This is a genomic window from Acinetobacter sp. ANC_7682, assembly GCF_056779795.1.
This window is the reverse complement of the sequence record NZ_JBWYIQ010000044.1, coordinates 1-17,221: the sequence shown is the minus strand read 5'-3', so window position 1 is coordinate 17,221 and position 17,221 is coordinate 1. Positions and strand designations below refer to the sequence as shown.

Here is a 17,221-nt window from a genome sequence, read left to right as displayed (position 1 = left end):
TGATCACTTTTTAACCAATTTTATTGGCAAAAAATGACAAATTTGCTCAAAAAGAAACCGACATGTTTCCAAGTCGATTTTTTGCTGTTTTTCAGGGTGGTTGAAAATTTTTAAGTTATTGATTTTAAATAATTATTTTTATTTCATTTCGCATAAGCTCTATTATGTTAAATACAAAAGCTTTTCATGCTATAAAAAAGATTATTTAATTGAATCGTAATAGCTTTTGAAAAATTGAAATGACTAGAAATACATTTAAAAACTCATATCGTTCTAATTATCGGGGAAAAGTAACAGTTGAAGATGCTCAAAAACATCAGAAATATATTGATGACATGAAGAAAGATGCAGCTTTTTACTATTTAGATCATTTAGAAAGTTCAATTATTCCACATAGTATGCTTCATAAAATCATCCAGAAATTAAAAACGAAGCAGAATGACAGTTTAACTTTGCCAGAAAAAGCCTATTTACTTCGCAATAATCTGAATGCTTTATATGCCCTTGTTGAAGGGAAGATCTCTTTTAATCAATATAAAAAAGAATCTTCAAATGACAGAGTTGTATATAAAAAACGTTTAGAAGAGGAACAAATACGTCTAGAAAAACTTAAGGAGCTAGAGCGTATTGAAGAGCAAAAACGTCAAGAAAAATTAGCTCAAGAAAGAAAAGCTAGAGAACAAGTTGAACGTGAGAGAAGAAAGAAACTAGAATCTGATCCAAAATATATTGCACAGCAAAGAGAGAAAGCTCTTTTAAATAAATATGAAATTTATCCTTATCTTATTGGCAATAAGCAAAGATCTAAACTACTTAATATATTGAATTTATTGGATAACCAACAAAGATTACAGGAACAAGATGCTATTTGGTTAAGTTCAGAAGGACGAGAGTTTTTTACTGGCGAAGTTAAAATGAAATTTCATCGTGTAGAAGCTGACTTTTACCTTAAACAATATGAAGTAACTAAATCAGATTGGCATGCTATCAATGCCTCTAGCCAATTAAGAAAATGTAAAGCTAGTAAAGAAGCTGAAAAATTTCTAGAAAATACAAAAATTTCCTCAAATAAAAACAGCAAACTATTATCTGCCTATTTTACTACTCTAGGTGGAGTAAAAAGGGATCTTAAGAAATCAGATACCGCTATAGAGCATGGATTAAAAGCACATGATCATAGTTCTCAAGACTATAGACCTTGTACCTTATTAGGGGCTATATACATGGAGAATCATGAATATGATCTTGGTCACGATTGGTATAGTAAGGCTCGTGATAGAGGGGCTCCAGAAAACTCTATTAATGCTGACCTCAGAAGTATTCTATTGAGGTTGGATAAGGCTAAACGTAGTGAGATGGTGGCAAGCTTATTGAAAAAGGATCCATATATTTATGGATGGTTAAAGGATATGAAGCAGTAAGCTAATTTGAAGTTTTGCTAAAATTAACATAATACACCTTATACGAAGTGCGTTATAATTCTCTTTAGAAATCAATTTCTTATATACTATTAAAAAGCCCATTCCCCCTCGAATGGGCTTTTTTTATGATTATTCATGTTCCACGCTTACTTATTGAGCAAAGTTCCACGGCTTTGATAAGCCCAAGTGAATAATCAGGAAGCCTGGTCTTTTTCTTTTTGGCGTTCATCCAGCTCTTTCTTCAGCGCCTTTTTATCCAGGTACGATGCAATCAGCATGATCGGGATCAGCAGCGGGGCCACAATAATTCCCAGGGCAATGTCTTTCAGTTTCAGCATGATCTCTCTCCCTTAGTCATTATCAAAAACAGCATTCAGCACACGGCCAAATAAGCCACGTTTTTTAGATTGTGGCATAGCAGTAGTTGTTTGCTGAATAGGCTTATCTTCTATTGGCATAACTTGTGACGGCTGTACAGTTTCTTGTAAGTCTGTCGTTGTACTGACTTGTTCATTTGTACTGTCAGGCTTACTGTCAGGCTGAATATTTTTAGGTGTATAACCAAGTGCTAAGGTTAGATTATCAATCTTATCTTTAAGTTGCTCAATCTCCTTATACATACGTCTTTCACGCTCTTCGGCAACTGACTTATCGTGCCGTAACTCTTCAATTAATTGCTTGTACAGTTCAACTGTAGTGTTGTCGTTTTCCTTACTATCAGGCTTACTGTCAGCCTGACTGTTAGGCGTACCGTAAACACGTTGCATTTCACTAAAATCAATCACTTTGCGATTCTTCGCATCAATTTCATAACTGATAGAACCGTTCTTCATACGATCATAAATTGATGTACGGGCAATTCCATATTTTTTAGCTAATTCTGCAACAGTAAATTTAGGCATAGTTCTTTAATTATGTTTTAGTCCCTCATTACATGAACTGTAATGTACTTAAGCCTTAAAACCTAGATTTTTAAGATGTGGAAGAAGTTGTTTTTGCTGTGTTGGATCTCTGAGCATATCTTTAATTTTAATCGCTAATTCTTCATAGCTTTCACCTTGATTTGCTAAATGAGACAGTTCATGTAGACGAGATAGCTGATTTCCAAATAAGTTAATTTGTGCATCATTCATTTGATAAAAAGATTGCTTGATAGTGTTAGTTTGTTTAGATGGTCGAGCTTTAGACTTAATAGAGAACTGGATATCAGTAATCACTCTTCCTTTCTTAAATTGCTGATAATCTACAGTTATATCAGTATGTTTGTTGATTTCACTAATTGCTTTGTCTAATACATTAGACTTGAAATTAGACATAGTTGAATACTCTTCAACACCAAGTCCAAGCTTTGATCTTAAATCATTGATACTGTATTTTTCAGTCTTAGCAACGCTTAACCACTTAATAATAAGTTCATATAATCGAATACTATATTTGCTTTTAAAGTCAGAAACTTGCTCGATATAGTATTTGGTGAATTGTTCACTTAATTTACTAATTAAGCTAATTACTTCATGACTAAGATATAAAACAATCAAACCGCTTTTATCAACATAGGTCACTTTATTAACCCAATTAGCCGTTGAAAGTGCTTCTATGCCCTTATACCTATCTAAATAGCTAAACTCTCTTCGCTTTAACGTTTTAGAAGCATCTTTAAGTAGGGCATAAGCATTATTGCTATCCACTTTAAATTGATGGATATAGTCGCTCACAGATATTTCTATCGGGGTATCTGGGGAAAGATTGTTTGATTCTCTAGCTTCAACTATTGCTAGAAGCATAATCCGTTGCTCTATTAGGGATAAATTGAAAGAGGCATCAATAAGAGCATTATCCTTTACAACTAACTTATTAGTATTTGTCATAATTCCAAGGTTACTTATTAATCTAACTAGGTTATATACTGCCTAATTTAAATAGTCAATAATTTAACTATTTAAATACCCCTTAAACCTATCTTTATAACCCCTTAAACCTATCTTTATAACCCCTTAAACCTATCTTTATAACCCCTTAAACCTATCTTTATAGCAACTTAAGATATTAATTTTAAATATTATTTTAAAGTCTAAAAGCATTTAAAAACTTTAAAATAATTAAAAGCACAGGGAGTGAAAAATTGCCCTTGGTTTTCGCTACGCTCAAACTCTATTGAATCTCGCTTTCGCTCGATTCGTCGGGGCAATTTTTAGCTGAATCCTGGAAGTGATTTAAATACTGGTAAGAGCAAAGTCAAAACAATAAGAACAAATGGATTCGCTTCGCTCATAGAGCTTTTTTGCTCGCTTCGCTCGATCTAGACTCAATTTTCTGCATGTAATTTACGCTTATTTAGGCTTCACAGCCTAAAAAGCTGTTTTTCAGAGGGTCTAAGCGCGAATTTCAGCGATTTCACTCGTAGACACTCGTTCTGTACCTTTCACTGTGAATTCGAGCTTAAATCGCAAACAGGCAGTATTTAGAGCTATATTTAAAGAGGATTTCAGATTAATTCCTTATCATTTGTTCCATGATCAAATTTAAACTTCTCAGGTCGCTTCTGTAGATTTTCAAGATTTCTTTGAGCATTCGTTATTTTTTGGCTAGAACTAGAAGCAATATCCAGGTTCACTGATTTTTCTATTTTATTTGAATGTGGCTTTTTTTCACTGATTCCCATTTTACTCAAATTTCGTAAAACTGAACTGTAAGAAATATTGTTCGCTAGCTCAGGTAAATCAGCGTGGATTTCCTTAATTGTATAACCAGCTTCCAGCCGTTTTTCTATTTCTGGTAATACAGAGATGATGAATTTCTTAGCGCCATGTCTGGTGACCATAATGACTTCCTCTTTCTTTGATTTATGCAATTATGTGCAACTATATGCAATTAAGAGCTTTTATACGATTTTATATGAAATTATGTGCAACTATAAGCTTTTAAATAGTTTTTATTCATTTTGATGTGCAATTATATGCATTTATGTGCAATTGAACTTTCAGTGATATTGGCAAGATGTGTAATGTTGACCAACATGCAAGCATGATTGGCCCACCATTACGCCCACTTATTCGCTTTCAGCTCAACGTGGCATCTTGTCCTGCGGAGCTTTTGGCATAGCCAAAATTGATACGCCAAAAGATCATCAAAAGAGGTGTAATTTAAAAAAGTGTATGGTCTGTTGCCTTGTATAGTGGCGTTAGCCTGAATTTCGCATAAGAGATTTTATGTTAAATAGCCCTATTTTTGCGCTCTATTGAAAGTTAAAATCACGAAATCTTGTGTTTTTGGGTTTAGGAAAATCACAATACAACGTATGAGTAAATAACATCAGATTTTTAATAAAAAAGCATCCTATGAGGATGCTTTTGATTAATGTATTAAAAAATACGTTCAAATACGGGCTTTAATTGTTGAGCACCTGTTAAGGTCAAATGATTGCTATCAAAATAATAAGGTTTATCATCTATGCTTTTTATAGCACAGTCAGATTGACACAGAATAGTATGGACATTATGTGATGTAAACGTTCGGTATTGATTTTTTAATACATTAATTTGTGCGAAATATTCTGTATGTTGAGCTAAATATTCTTGTGCATTTATATTCTTAATTTGATTTAAATATAAAAGTTTTGGAATAGAGTCTTCATACACTGGCACAGGTAAAATTAAATCTACTTTAATGCCTTTTTGATTTGCTAATTGCACCACTTCTTTTAGGGTCTTAACTTTTAAAGATTTTGGTGAATAATGTAGAACAATATGCTTAATATTTAATTTTACTGCTTCATTAATGAGAGCCTCTACTGTTACTGAGCTATCCATTAATGGCGTATTTGAAACCATAAAATATGTGTTTATATTTTTAGTACTTGCAACTTCAGCAAATGCTTGTTTAATTGAGTCAGCATGACTATTACCAACCAATAAAACTGACTGATCAAAACTTTCTGCATTAATTTTACAGGAAATTGCACTCGGATTTGTGATGCGTGTGAGTTTCCCGCAACGATAAATGGCTCTGTCTTTTAAGCCTGCAAAAACATTTTGCTTACTTTGGTCATACATCACATTTGGCGCCACTTGTGTTACACCAATCAAGACCAAAATTGACACTATAGATGTAGCGGAAACCTTAACGACACTATTAATTCTTCTCATTTCAACATATCTATGCATTAAAATTGAAGAAACAATAATTAAACCGAGTAAAATTGCTTTATCTACATAATTTTCTGGATATAAGATCGTGCCTGAAAATGGCTCATATAGATAAAGTACAATAATTGGGAAATGTACTAAATAAATTGAATATGAATAATCACCAATTTTAGCTAAAAATTTTCCAAAATGACTCTGTTGCAAAATTTTAGGTAAACCACAGCCTAGAATTAAGCTTGTCGCAAAACATACTAATAGTGCATAAAAACTTGGGTGTGCCTCTAAACGGTTTAATGACTGCCCATCTACATTAATAAATGGAATAGCACATAACAGAATGAGACCAACTAAACCTATCCATTGATATTTGGTAGTCTTGATATTACCTTTGTTTGTCAAATAGTAAGCAATAACAAAGCCTATTAAGAATTCCCAAATTCTTAAAGGCATCATAAAGAATGATGTTTTTGGTGAAATCCCGACAATGAAAACGCAACTTAAAAAAGAGCCAATTAAAATTAATGGTAAAAAAATTTTAGATTTTCTAAAGAACCATACGAGTAATGGGACAATCAAATAAAATTGAATTTCTACACCCAATGACCATAAATGTAGTAAGGGATTAAAATCAGTTTTACTAAAATATGAGTTCTGCATCCAGAACCCAAAATTATTTGCAAAGAAAATACTATAAATCGACTGAGTGGCAACTTGCCCCAGCTCAGAAGGTAAAACAATAAATATCGATGCAATTAATGTTATTGCTACTGTTGTGAAGTAAGCAGGAAGGAGTCTTTTTGCTCGACGTTCAAAGAATTTTTTAGTTTCACCTGTCTTATAAAGGATAGCCATCAAGAAACCACTGACAACAAAAAAGACATCTACCCCTAAAAAACCACTCTCAATTCCAGCTACTTCCAAGTGGAAAAGTACGACAAATATTACAGCTAATGCTCTAAGTATTTGTATATCATTTCTTTTTTGCATAATCATATCAAGTTAAAATTTGATGGATTATATAATATGGATCACCAATTAATTTTTAATTTATAAGAGTTTTCTTGAAAAAATTTACCTAATTTTGAGACTATTATTTAAGTTTTTCTAAAATTAACATAATACACCTTATACGAAATGCTAAAAGTGAGTTTATTACACTAATTTTTATGTATTTTTTAAAATTTAAGACCTAGGCAGGTGCCTAGGTTTTTTCATTTCGTATAACCACCATTATGTTAAATAATGGGATTATTTAGATGTTAGTTTGGCATTGGTCTTCCAATTTTAATTTTTGTTTTATTAATCTCAATCCACCCATGATTAATACCTAATATGGCTTCTTTAAGATTCTTAAATCCATAATTTTTTACGCTTAGGTCAGGTTCTTTAGTCGTTATAAATTTTATAACAGTATCAATTTCAGCCCACTCATTGTTACTAGAACTAGCTATAGCTTTATGAACTAATTTTACAAAGGTTCCAAAACTAAGTTTTCTTAAAAATAGCTGGCTGCCTATCAGCTTTGTTTCAAATAAACCAGATGCTTGAATCAAGCCAGACAATTTTGCATATCCATAATTTCTTGTATCAAAGTCTGGCTTTACAGTTGAAATATAAGTACCTACATTTCCTAAATATGCCCATCCACTATCATCAGCATTATCTTTGACAGCCTTATAGATTAAGTTCAATGTTTGTTTATCTAAGTCATTAATATCATTTTGGTTTTTATTATTACTTGGTATTGATTCTACTTTTTTATCAGATACTAAATTATCGATAATTAAATTTTCTATAAAAATAAATTTATCACATGCTTTTTTAAAAGCATCTGGTGTGGATTTTTTTCCAAAACCATAGACATTTAATCCGCTTTCTCTAATCCTAGATGCTAATGGGGTGAAATCACTATCACTAGATACAATACAAAAACCATCTAATGAGCCACTATATAAAAGATCCATAGCATCAATAATTAGAATCATATCAGTAGCATCTTTTCCAACAGTATATGCAAATTGTTGAACTGGCGTGATCGCATTTAATAAGAGAATATCTCTCCAATTTTTTAAGCTATCATTGCTCCAATCTCCATAGACTCTTTTTACACTAGCAATTCCATATTTTGCTATTTCTTCGAGAATTGGGCCAATAGATGATATTGATGAATTGTCTGCATCAATCAAAACGGCTAGTTTCTGCATGTTCTAAACTGTTATAAATATTAAGTTAATGTTATTTTCATACTGTTCTCTAAGAGATTTTAAGTCAAAGCATTTTCAATAATTTCTAAAATTAACATAATACACCTTATGCGAAGTCAAAAACTCTAGACCTAAAAGTACATATAAAATTAGTGCCTATTCATAATGAAAATTAAAATTATTGTAATTACTTTCATACTTGTATCAGCTTTTTTAAACAGAACTATTGTTCTTAACTAAATGCTCTCATTCCCTCAACGCTCCCCTTCAGTCTGCCTATCGGCAGACGGTGAACGTTGAGGGAATTTCGGCCATACTTACCCTTAAAGGGGCTAATTATCCCCCTTAAAGTATTCCCGAAAATCTATCGGACTGACGGAGCCACGTCTCGGTCGATCGGCAAAGAGTAAGTGTACTTTCTCTTCAGGCTGAGATTACGATCTACACATCGCATTGGCACGTTCTCAAACCGAACAGCAGCTTTTCTCTGCGAGGGTTTCCCCAACAACAATTTAAAGCTTAGCTGAACTACTCATCACGCTGTTGCTTTGCCAATATCCCCTAGTAACAACTTAATCACGATGGTGCGCTAGCGTCGCTAATCCATCCACCCGCACCTGTGAAATCTACAAAATCTGTAAATCAAGCAGAGCGTAGCAAAATTTAAAAAATCGGATTTAAATTGGTTCAATTTCTGCATGTTTCAGAAAAAAAAAAATTTAATGCATTAATCATTGAACCGAACTCTAAAAAATACATATATGACATTCAGCACATTTTGATGCCATATAAACCTTTTTATTGACTTATCTAAGAAAAAAATTATTGATCTTTGCAAAACAGAATAAGCTCTAAATAAAAGGGGCAATGCGACAAGCAAGCCTACCTGTGTCCACAATTTTCTTCGAAAATTTGGACTCAGGGACTTGTTAGGGGTTTCACCCCTAAGACCCAAAAGCAAAAGCTCTTAACGAGACACGAAATGGTAAAAAATAAAACAAAAAAATTTAGACTCACACAGCTCCAGTTTGAGCAACTGGAGCAACACCTGCAAAAGGAAAATACAAGTTTCACTGACTTCATTCATTCATTAATCGAGCGTGAAGTCATGCAAGATGTGATTACCGTTCAACAAACCAAAGACGAAATAAAACCCACAAGAACAAAAATTAAAACAGTGGTCGAAGTCATTAAGCGCTACCAAAAAACAGACCCAGCTTTATTGCTTGAGCTAGCCAAAATTGGCAACAACCTGAACCAAATTGCTAGAGCATTAAACATCATCAAGAACGCAGATCCTCAAGAACAACGCAAACTAAATATTTTTAACATGTTGCTTGTTTTGAAATCCATTCAAACCGAACTAGAACAAGTGTTCCCCTCACTTCCGAAAATTAGCAGACAAAGCCCCGAACGACTAAAAAAGCAGTTGTCTTCAGTGCAACTGGCTGAGGAGGATGAAAGTGCATATTAAATTTTTGAATCATGGCAAAGGCAATGCTGCCAAAGCATCGGCATACTTACTCGATAAGTTTGATCACATGGGCACTGTGCGTGCAGGCATTGAAGTTTTAAGAGGTGATGCAACCACATTCAACGCTATATGTGATTCAAGCCCTCATTTATGGAAATACACAAGCGGAGTGATTGCATGGTCAAAAGACGATGCACCCACAGACGAGCAAATCAAAGAAGTATTAAACGATTTTGAAAACCATGCTTTTGCTGGACTAAATAACAGCCAATACCACCTTTTTGCAGTCCTACACGTGGACGATGACGGCTCAAAACACATTCATGTACTAACACCTAGACTCGACCTTGAAACAGGTAAATCACTCAACATTGCCCCACCAGGGCATGAGAAACATTTCGACTCATTGCGAGATTACTTCAACACAAAATATCAGTGGTCACGCCCTGATGACTTGCTTTTGATGCAAACAACTCAAGAGCCGAACCATATTGCAAAACTCAATGCACAAGCAAAAAAAATACTCTTAAGCCAAGAGCTTGAAGCCCTTCCTAAAAAGCAATTTTGCAAAGCAATTGATAATTACGTGCAAACCCTCTTAAAAACCCACACAGCAAGGAATAGAGCGGAAATAATCACCTGTATCAAACAACTAGATGGAGTCGACTCGATAAAACCAAGAGAAGAGTTTTTAACGGTCACCCTCAACAACGGCAAAAAACATCGACTTAAAGGCGATTTCTATCATGAGCAATTCGAAATTGGATCTTATTCAGAGCATCTCAGAGCAGCAGCAGAAAGCCGACCAACTGCAAGTGAGCTTGCAGCAGCTCTCACAGACGCTGAGCAACTTCGAGCAACTTATAGAGCAAAGCGAGAAGCCTATAATCAACAACACCACGCTTTTACGCAAAGTACAGCAGACGACAATAGCCCTAGAATCGCACCTAAGCTCGATTTTGACCGAGATAGGATATCTATCACCCCAAGCCATAAAAACGCTAACAGCGAGTTATACGGAACAAATAGAGGTGCTTCAAAAAAAACTAGCGAATATAAATATTGCGGAAATATCAAAAGTGAAATCGAGCATAGATTCGTTTTCAACCTCAATTCAGGCTCTACAGAACCACATCAACAGCCAGTTGCAGAGCCTTTCAATCGACAAGCAGAGTCTACAAAAGAGCATACAAACCCAAGTACAGCAAGCGATAGCGAACCAAAGCGTACAGATCGAGAGCGAAATACAAACACTGATTTCAGAAAAGCTAAGCAATCAGAGATCGAAATACATTCTTTGGGGGGTAATCAGCTTTGGAATACTGAGTCTTTTAATGAGTTTTTATCTGAGCTATCAAGCCAGCATGAATCTAAAGACCATCGAAGCACAAGAACAAATAATTCAGCAGAACAGTCAGCAAATCAGAAATCAAATCAAAATGTTGGAAATCCAACGGAGGTAAGCAATGCAGACAGAAATCGACCACTTCTTAACAGAGCAAAACAACTTGTTATCAGAACAAAACAGCTTATTGATTCAACAAATCAATTCATTAAAAACAATCTTGAGCGAATACAGCGAAGTAGAGCAGAGCTTAAAAACTCAACTCAAACAACAGCAAACCTTGATTTCAGCACAACAATCCGAAATAGCCAAAATCGAACAGGGGAGTTTTTCCGAGCAGTTACAGCAAGCATTTCAAGAAAACTTGAAAATCCAATTGAATCAGCAATTAACCAAATCATTGAGTCAACTGGATTTAAAAATCATTGTCAGCAACTTAGTGAAAGCAAATTTAGAACCGATTCAAACAACAATCAGCTCACAACAATCAGACATCGAGAGAGCACTCTCGAAAATCTTGCAATTGAAAGTTCCGAGCGACTTCTACGAAGATTTGCAGATGCAAAGCAAGCAGATCAACACGCTTGGGAAAACTCTAGAGAACTTGACGAAATTAATCGAAAACTTGAACGACTAGAAATCGGAATAACAGAAATTCGACTCAAACCCAAGCCAGCTCTTGATTTTAAATATTTAAGAAGCGACGGTTATTACTCCGATTATGTTGCTTATCACAAAGAAATCAGTGAAAAACAACAGCAAGCATATAAAAATCAGAATCAAATACAACTGATTGTTTTAACGAGTAAAAAAATTAAAAATATAGAAGAATACATAAATCGATCAAGTAAAAATCTCACTCACAGCGAGTGTAGAAAGTTAGATGAAATTATCAAAAACGACCGAAGAATGTTGAGATATCTTGAATGTGAGAAGATTTTAGAGCCTAGAAATTCCCATCTCAAAGAACCAAGAGAATTATATCAATCATGTTTGAAAGGCTTTGAGACGATCAAAAATGATATTCACGAAATTAAAAACCCATCGCAACGACAAAACAGCATTGAATTATCAAGTCATGAACTCAAACAGCCACAACCGAGAAATGATTTTGACTTGGATATGTAATCCAATTCAGCAAAAGCGGTAATCAAAGGGGGTAATAAGTGATCTACTGTTATGTCGCTCACACTCCGTTCGCTTTGTGCTTTTCTTTTTGAGGCTAACAGGGATTAGCCGAGCGAGTGTCTACGAGCGATTGAACACTATCAAAATTTTGCCCTGCTCTTTCTCTGATTACAAGCTCCCCTTTACTGCTCAGACTTAGATATAGAGCATCCCGAAGGGTGCGAACAGATTTAATTTGCATCTAGGTCGAGCGAAGCGAGCATAAAAAACTCATGAGCGAAGCGAATTCCGAGTTGCTTTTGCTTTTTATTGAATTCCAGATGGTATTAACCAAAAATTGCCCCGACGAACTGAGCGAAAGCGAAGTTCAATAGAGTTTGAGCGAAGCGAAAATCAAGGGCAATTTTTCATGACCTGGGCTTTTAATTATTTTTAATACTTTTAAATGCTTTTAGATATACTGAAAGCCTTTGTTCACAATGCTTTCAAGGGTTATATGACTACGTTTACCTACCAATATGACTACGTTTACCTACCAATATGACTACGTTTACCTACCAATATGACTACGTTTACCTACCATAAGACTACTTATTTTTTTTTGTAGATTTAACTACGTTTACCTTGCATTTAACTACATAATATTTTATATAGATTTATATTCAGAAATAAAAAAGTAGACTAATAACATGCGAGATCTAGTTGTAAAAGATAATGCTTTAATTAACGCAAGCTATAACCTAGATCTAGTTGAACAGCGACTTATTCTTTTAGCTATTGTTGAAGCAAGAGAAAGTGGTAAAGGCATTAATGCAAACAACCCTTTAGAAGTCCATGCAGAGAGTTATATCAATCAATTCAATGTTGCAAGACAGACTGCCTATCAAGCATTAAAGGATGCTTCAAAAGATTTATTTGCTAGACAATTTAGCTATCAAGAGATGAATAAACGAGGAAACATTGAAAACGTACTAAGCCGATGGGTTAGTGAGATTCGTTATATTGATGCTGAAGCGACTGTTAAGTTAATTTTTGCACCTGCTATTGTTCCATTAATTACTAAACTCGAAGAACAGTTCACTAAGTATGAATTACAGCAAGTTAGTAATCTCAGTAGTGCTTATGCTGTACGCCTATATGAATTATTGATCGCATGGCGTAGCACTGGCCAAACTCCTGTTATAGAACTTGAAGAGTTTAGAAAAAAAATTGGTGTGCTTGATGATGAGTACACAAGAATGGGGAACTTTAAAGACAGAGTCTTACATCTAGCTATAGCTCAAGTTAATGAGTTTACAGATATCACTGTTAAGTATGAGCAGCATAAAAAAGGGCGTTCAATTTATGGCTTTTCATTCTCATTCAAGCAAAAGAAAAACGTTAACAAACCAAATCTAGAAGCTAGAGATCAAAACACCTTAGATATTTTCACCAAGTTAACAGATGCTCAGCGTCATTTATTTGCTAACAAATTGTCAGAACTGCCTGAAATGAGTAAGTATTCTCAAGGCACCGAAAGCTATCCGCAATTTGCCGTACGAATTGCCGAAATGCTATTAGATGCTGAAAAATTTAAAGAACTATATCCATATCTAGTAAAGGTTGGCTTTCAAACAAAATAAAGATAATGTTCAGCAATATACTCACCTGAACATCCTTGTACATGAACAGAGGGATTGTATTGAACACTACAAAATTTAGCGTTATGGACGCAAGTAAAGCCTTTAAAAAATCACGGACAACAATATATGAGGCTTTAAAAAATGGTGAATTATCAAGAGATAATGATGGTCTAATAGACTTATCTGAACTTATCAGAGTTTATGGCAACCCAGTCGGTGTTCAGTCCAGTACACGTACTGAACAAGTTCAGAAGGATGTACAGGTACACGTTCAATCCGAAGTCGAAAATCTATTAAAAGATCAGATTTCTTTACTAAAAAATCAGTTAGATTTAGCAAATCAAAGAGAAAAGTCTTTGATGCAACATATTGAAGATCTTACTCATAGAATTGAGTTTAAAGGCACCTTAGAACAGTCACAACAAGAAAATATTGATAAGCTAAATGAATCTACAAATTCAAATATAGCAACGGATCCTCGGTCACAGACTGACTCTAACTATGACGAATTGACTACTTCCGAGAGTAAACGGATCCATCTTCCTGAGCATGTTGAACCAGAACCTAAAAAACGTAGTTTATTTGGCCGTGTGCTGAATGCCGTATTTGATAATGATTGAGTTATAAGGGAGAAAGGTCATGCCAAAATTGAAAGATATTGCTCTGGGTATTGTGGTTGCTCCTGTACTGATCCCAATCATGCTGATTGCGTCTTACCAGGATAAAAAGGCGCTAAAGAAAGACCTAAATAAACGCCAAAAAGAAAAAGCCCAGGCATCCTGATTATTCAATTGATCTAATCAAAGTCGTGAAACTTTGATTAAATAATAAGCGTGGAACGTGAAAAATCATAATAAAAAAAGCCCACCTTGGGGAGGTTGGGCAAAAAAGGAACTACAGCATTGATTTGTAAGCGGAATTATAAAGCATTTCGCATAAGGTGTATTATGTTAATTTTAGAGAAACTCATAAATGAATATAATAATTTGATTAAAATCCATTCTCTAAAATTCGGATATCAACACCAAGAACATCATCTTTTATCTTAAAGTGATGTTCTTGCATATGTACGGTTGCAAGGTGGGCATCTAAATGTTTGATACTTTTCCATTTTTCCAACATAACGACTGTATTTTTCAATGGCACCTGATAAGACGCATGACTCTCATGATTAATAAGTAATTCGTAGCCAAAACAACCATCTTCTTCAAACACTGTTGGTGTGATCTCCTTGAATGAATTGATTACATGTTGCAGATGCTTTGAACCGGGTTTTACTTTAATTTCAGCAATAATTGTTAACATCATTTACCTCTATATCACTGATGCAGAAAAATTACGGATCAAATGTTGGCGATAGTCATCTTTTATTTGTGGTAAGTTTGGTGCTTTGATGACGTCATGAGCAATAAATGTTGACATGCTTTGCATACCAAGAAACTCATTGGCTTTTCGAAAAGGCAAATAAACCCCATCTACACCTCTCCCCTCAAAAAATTGTTTTGGATCAGTAAATGCTTCAGCAGGTGCATTCCAAGTTAATGACAGCATAAATTTTTTGCCATGCATTAAGCCTCCCGAACCATATTTTTTAGAAGTATCCGAACGTGAACGACCATCATTAGCGTATATATGACCATGACCTTCAGTAAATACATCATCAATATATTTTTTTACTGTCCATGGTGCACCCATCCACCAGCCTGGCATTTGATAAATAATAGCATCAGCCCAAAGATATTTTTTTACCTCCTCTTTTGGATCAAAAGCACTATCAGCACGCGTAACTTTAACTTTATGACCTAATTTGGTTAACACTTCTTCTGCTAAAATTGTCAAGGTATCATTCAATTCACCATTAGAATGAGCAAAAGTTTTAGCACCATTGATAATTAAAATATTATTCATCTTCATCCCAAATTGAATAGAGAAGTACAATATAAATTTAAGATCCATCAACATAAATGCAATTATTAACAAAACATTATTGATTAATTGTTAATAATTAAAATTAATATATAATTAAAAATGATTTTTTATTAATGATTTACTTAGATATGAAATCTACATTTGATGAACTTTTAGTATTTGTTACGATCGCTGATTGTGGCTCTATAGTGAAAACAGCAGAACAATTAAATCAAACAACATCTGCTATCAGTCGCACATTACAACGCCTCGAAAAAAAATTAAATGTTAAATTAATCGAACGTACAACCCGTAGCCTTAATCTTACCTATGATGGAAAAATTTTTTTAGAAAGAGCAAGAAAATTACTTTCTGATTTGAATGAAGCTGAAGAGTTGTTAATTAATCCAGGTACTGAACCTACAGGCTTAATTAAAATAGATTCAGCAACACCGTTTGTATTGCATGTAATTATTCCATTAATACCAGAGTTTATAGAACGATATCCAAAAATCAGTATTGAACTAACTAGTCATGATCATGTAATTGATTTATTAGAGCATAAAATAGATGTTGCTATACGATTTGGTGATCTAGAAGATTCAAGTCTCTATGCAAAATTATTATATAAAAGTCGTTTGTATATCGTTGCTAGCGCTGAATATCTCAAAAAAAATAACTTACCAAAATCTATTATTGAGTTAAATCAACATAGATTATTAGGATTTAGCCATCCTTTGCATTTAAATAATTGGCCAATTTATATAAATGATCAACTATATAAAACTTCACCATCTATTACAGCTTCTAATGGCGAAAGTGTTCGTCAACTTGCTTTACAAGGCGTAGGAATCGCTTGTCTCTCTGAATTTTTAATTTTAAAGGATATAAAAGAAGGTAAATTAATTGCTTTATTTGAAGATGAAATAAAGATTCATGAGCAAAAAATCCATGCTGTCTATTACAAAAAAAATTATATACCTAAGAGAGTTAGATTATTTATTGATTATTTATATGAAAAATTACAACAGCTTAATTAATTTTAAATGGATTTTTCAAACCAGAGTCTGAAAAATCCACCAAATCACTACCCATTTAACATAATGGTTGTTATACGCAATAAAAAAACCTGGGCACCAACCCAGGTCTAAAATTTAAAAAACAGATAAATATCAGTGCAATAAACTCATTTTTCTAATTTCGCATAACGCGTATTATGTTAATTTTAGATTTACTAAAACTATTTTTTGAGAACTAGGCTGTTATGGGAACTGTAAAGCTCAAATCTTCTGATGAAGTTTTTCAATTAAAAATTAGTCTGCTAGGTAGTGATCCTGAAATCTGGAGAACTATTCAAATTTCATCGGCAGCTACTTTATCTAGGCTCCATAAGGCAATTCAATCTGCTTTTGATTGGGAAGATAGCCATTTACATGAATTCACGACTATTAAGCATGAAAAGATCAATAAAAGACAAAAATTGAAAGAAGTTCTACGTGTAGGTAAAAAAATTATATATACATATGATTTTGGCGATTGTTGGGAACATTTGATTACTGTAGAAAGCAGACAATCTCCTGATTTAAATAAAAAATATCCATGTTGTATAGATGGTCAAAATCATGCTCCATTTGAAGATATTGGAGGAATTTTTGGATATCTTGATATTTTAGATGCATTACAAGACCCTAAACATCCAAGATATGACGATTACATGCAAATTATCGAGGATGAAATAGGAGAGATAGAGTTTGATCCGACCTACTTTAATTCACATGATATTAAGTTTTAAACCTGATTTAACATAATGGCTGTTATACGCAATAAAAAGCAATCAAAATAATTATTTAAAATCAATAACTTAAAAATTTTCACCCACCCCGAAAAACAGCAAAAAACCGACTTTGAAACATGTCGGTTTCTTTTTGAGCAAATTTGATACTTCTTGCCAATAAAATTGGCTAAAAAGTGATC

The 17,221-nt window shown here is 33.8% G+C and carries 16 protein-coding genes; 8 read left to right on the top strand and 8 right to left on the bottom strand.

What is annotated here, in order from left to right:
* Positions 1-239 precede the first annotated feature (239 nt).
* Positions 240-1,421 (top strand): hypothetical protein, encoded by a 1,182-nt coding sequence (locus AC1M9D_RS13110; RefSeq protein ID WP_481612358.1) that lies wholly within the window; start codon positions 240-242, stop codon positions 1,419-1,421.
* Between the two features lie 194 nt (positions 1,422-1,615).
* Here the strand turns inward: AC1M9D_RS13110 and AC1M9D_RS13105 are convergent, their stop codons facing one another.
* The 6 genes from AC1M9D_RS13105 to AC1M9D_RS13080 form a co-directional block, all read right to left on the bottom strand.
* Positions 1,616-1,759: a hypothetical protein gene (locus tag AC1M9D_RS13105; protein ID WP_481612357.1), complete on the bottom strand. Its 144-nt coding sequence runs from the start codon at positions 1,757-1,759 to the stop codon at positions 1,616-1,618.
* A 12-nt stretch (positions 1,760-1,771) separates the two neighbouring features.
* Positions 1,772-2,323 carry a plasmid replication DNA-binding protein gene (locus AC1M9D_RS13100; protein ID WP_481612356.1) on the bottom strand — a complete coding sequence of 184 codons (552 nt, stop codon included), beginning with the start codon at positions 2,321-2,323 and terminating at the stop codon, positions 1,772-1,774.
* Positions 2,324-2,371: 48 nt separating this feature from the next.
* Positions 2,372-3,289 carry a replication initiation protein RepM gene (repM, locus tag AC1M9D_RS13095; protein WP_005098643.1) on the bottom strand — a complete coding sequence of 306 codons (918 nt, stop codon included), beginning with the start codon at positions 3,287-3,289 and terminating at the stop codon, positions 2,372-2,374.
* A 617-nt stretch (positions 3,290-3,906) separates the two neighbouring features.
* A complete protein-coding gene (locus AC1M9D_RS13090) occupies positions 3,907-4,242 on the bottom strand; it encodes a hypothetical protein (protein WP_481612355.1) in 336 nt (111 codons plus the stop codon).
* Positions 4,243-4,783: 541 nt separating this feature from the next.
* A complete protein-coding gene (locus AC1M9D_RS13085) occupies positions 4,784-6,553 on the bottom strand; it encodes an acyltransferase family protein (RefSeq protein ID WP_481612354.1) in 1,770 nt (589 codons plus the stop codon).
* A gap of 272 nt (positions 6,554-6,825) precedes the next feature.
* Positions 6,826-7,770, bottom strand: coding sequence for an NYN domain-containing protein (locus AC1M9D_RS13080; protein ID WP_481612353.1), 945 nt, complete (start codon positions 7,768-7,770; stop codon positions 6,826-6,828).
* Between the two features lie 982 nt (positions 7,771-8,752).
* Here AC1M9D_RS13080 and mobC point away from each other — a divergent pair.
* The 5 genes from mobC (at position 8,753) to AC1M9D_RS13055 (ending at position 14,122) form a co-directional block, all read left to right on the top strand.
* A complete protein-coding gene (gene mobC / locus AC1M9D_RS13075) occupies positions 8,753-9,244 on the top strand; it encodes a plasmid mobilization relaxosome protein MobC (RefSeq protein WP_481612352.1) in 492 nt (163 codons plus the stop codon).
* Positions 9,228-11,717, top strand: coding sequence for a relaxase/mobilization nuclease domain-containing protein (locus tag AC1M9D_RS13070; RefSeq protein ID WP_481612351.1), 2,490 nt, complete (start codon positions 9,228-9,230; stop codon positions 11,715-11,717). Before mobC ends, AC1M9D_RS13070 begins: the two co-directional genes overlap by 17 nt.
* A 689-nt stretch (positions 11,718-12,406) precedes the next feature.
* A complete protein-coding gene (repM, locus tag AC1M9D_RS13065) occupies positions 12,407-13,339 on the top strand; it encodes a replication initiation protein RepM (RefSeq protein ID WP_002124966.1) in 933 nt (310 codons plus the stop codon).
* A 59-nt stretch (positions 13,340-13,398) separates the two neighbouring features.
* Positions 13,399-13,959 carry a plasmid replication DNA-binding protein gene (locus AC1M9D_RS13060; RefSeq protein ID WP_253147427.1) on the top strand — a complete coding sequence of 187 codons (561 nt, stop codon included), beginning with the start codon at positions 13,399-13,401 and terminating at the stop codon, positions 13,957-13,959.
* 19 nt (positions 13,960-13,978) lie between these two features.
* On the top strand, positions 13,979-14,122 hold the full coding sequence (locus tag AC1M9D_RS13055; RefSeq protein WP_179996780.1) for a hypothetical protein: 144 nt from the start codon (positions 13,979-13,981) through the stop codon (positions 14,120-14,122).
* A 207-nt stretch (positions 14,123-14,329) separates the two neighbouring features.
* On the opposite strand, the gene AC1M9D_RS13050 is transcribed toward AC1M9D_RS13055, so the two are convergent.
* Positions 14,330-14,644: a putative quinol monooxygenase gene (locus AC1M9D_RS13050; protein ID WP_100329934.1), complete on the bottom strand. Its 315-nt coding sequence runs from the start codon at positions 14,642-14,644 to the stop codon at positions 14,330-14,332.
* Positions 14,645-14,653: 9 nt separating this feature from the next.
* Positions 14,654-15,247: an NAD(P)H-dependent oxidoreductase gene (locus AC1M9D_RS13045; protein ID WP_004647752.1), complete on the bottom strand. Its 594-nt coding sequence runs from the start codon at positions 15,245-15,247 to the stop codon at positions 14,654-14,656.
* Between the two features lie 149 nt (positions 15,248-15,396).
* On the opposite strand from AC1M9D_RS13045, the gene AC1M9D_RS13040 reads away from it, so the two are divergent.
* A complete protein-coding gene (locus tag AC1M9D_RS13040; RefSeq protein WP_035334907.1) occupies positions 15,397-16,287 on the top strand; it encodes a LysR family transcriptional regulator in 891 nt (296 codons plus the stop codon).
* 224 nt (positions 16,288-16,511) lie between these two features.
* Positions 16,512-17,039 carry a plasmid pRiA4b ORF-3 family protein gene (locus AC1M9D_RS13035; RefSeq protein WP_000537572.1) on the top strand — a complete coding sequence of 176 codons (528 nt, stop codon included), beginning with the start codon at positions 16,512-16,514 and terminating at the stop codon, positions 17,037-17,039.
* The last annotated feature ends 182 nt before the right edge of the window (positions 17,040-17,221 follow it).

Excerpts from the sequence above, each read along its gene's own strand:
- AC1M9D_RS13110 (WP_481612358.1), top strand. The coding sequence starts at position 240 with ATGACTAGAAATACATTTAAAAACTCATATCGTTCTAATTATCGGGGA.
- AC1M9D_RS13105 (WP_481612357.1), bottom strand. The coding sequence starts at position 1,759 with ATGCTGAAACTGAAAGACATTGCCCTGGGAATTATTGTGGCCCCGCTG.
- AC1M9D_RS13100 (WP_481612356.1), bottom strand. The coding sequence starts at position 2,323 with ATGCCTAAATTTACTGTTGCAGAATTAGCTAAAAAATATGGAATTGCC.
- repM (WP_005098643.1), bottom strand. The coding sequence starts at position 3,289 with ATGACAAATACTAATAAGTTAGTTGTAAAGGATAATGCTCTTATTGAT.
- AC1M9D_RS13090 (WP_481612355.1), bottom strand. The coding sequence starts at position 4,242 with ATGGTCACCAGACATGGCGCTAAGAAATTCATCATCTCTGTATTACCA.
- AC1M9D_RS13085 (WP_481612354.1), bottom strand. The coding sequence starts at position 6,553 with ATGCAAAAAAGAAATGATATACAAATACTTAGAGCATTAGCTGTAATA.
- AC1M9D_RS13080 (WP_481612353.1), bottom strand. The coding sequence starts at position 7,770 with ATGCAGAAACTAGCCGTTTTGATTGATGCAGACAATTCATCAATATCA.
- mobC (WP_481612352.1), top strand. The coding sequence starts at position 8,753 with ATGGTAAAAAATAAAACAAAAAAATTTAGACTCACACAGCTCCAGTTT.
- AC1M9D_RS13070 (WP_481612351.1), top strand. The coding sequence starts at position 9,228 with ATGAAAGTGCATATTAAATTTTTGAATCATGGCAAAGGCAATGCTGCC.
- repM (WP_002124966.1), top strand. The coding sequence starts at position 12,407 with ATGCGAGATCTAGTTGTAAAAGATAATGCTTTAATTAACGCAAGCTAT.
- AC1M9D_RS13055 (WP_179996780.1), top strand. The coding sequence starts at position 13,979 with ATGCCAAAATTGAAAGATATTGCTCTGGGTATTGTGGTTGCTCCTGTA.
- AC1M9D_RS13050 (WP_100329934.1), bottom strand. The coding sequence starts at position 14,644 with ATGTTAACAATTATTGCTGAAATTAAAGTAAAACCCGGTTCAAAGCAT.
- AC1M9D_RS13045 (WP_004647752.1), bottom strand. The coding sequence starts at position 15,247 with ATGAATAATATTTTAATTATCAATGGTGCTAAAACTTTTGCTCATTCT.
- AC1M9D_RS13040 (WP_035334907.1), top strand. The coding sequence starts at position 15,397 with ATGAAATCTACATTTGATGAACTTTTAGTATTTGTTACGATCGCTGAT.
- AC1M9D_RS13035 (WP_000537572.1), top strand. The coding sequence starts at position 16,512 with ATGGGAACTGTAAAGCTCAAATCTTCTGATGAAGTTTTTCAATTAAAA.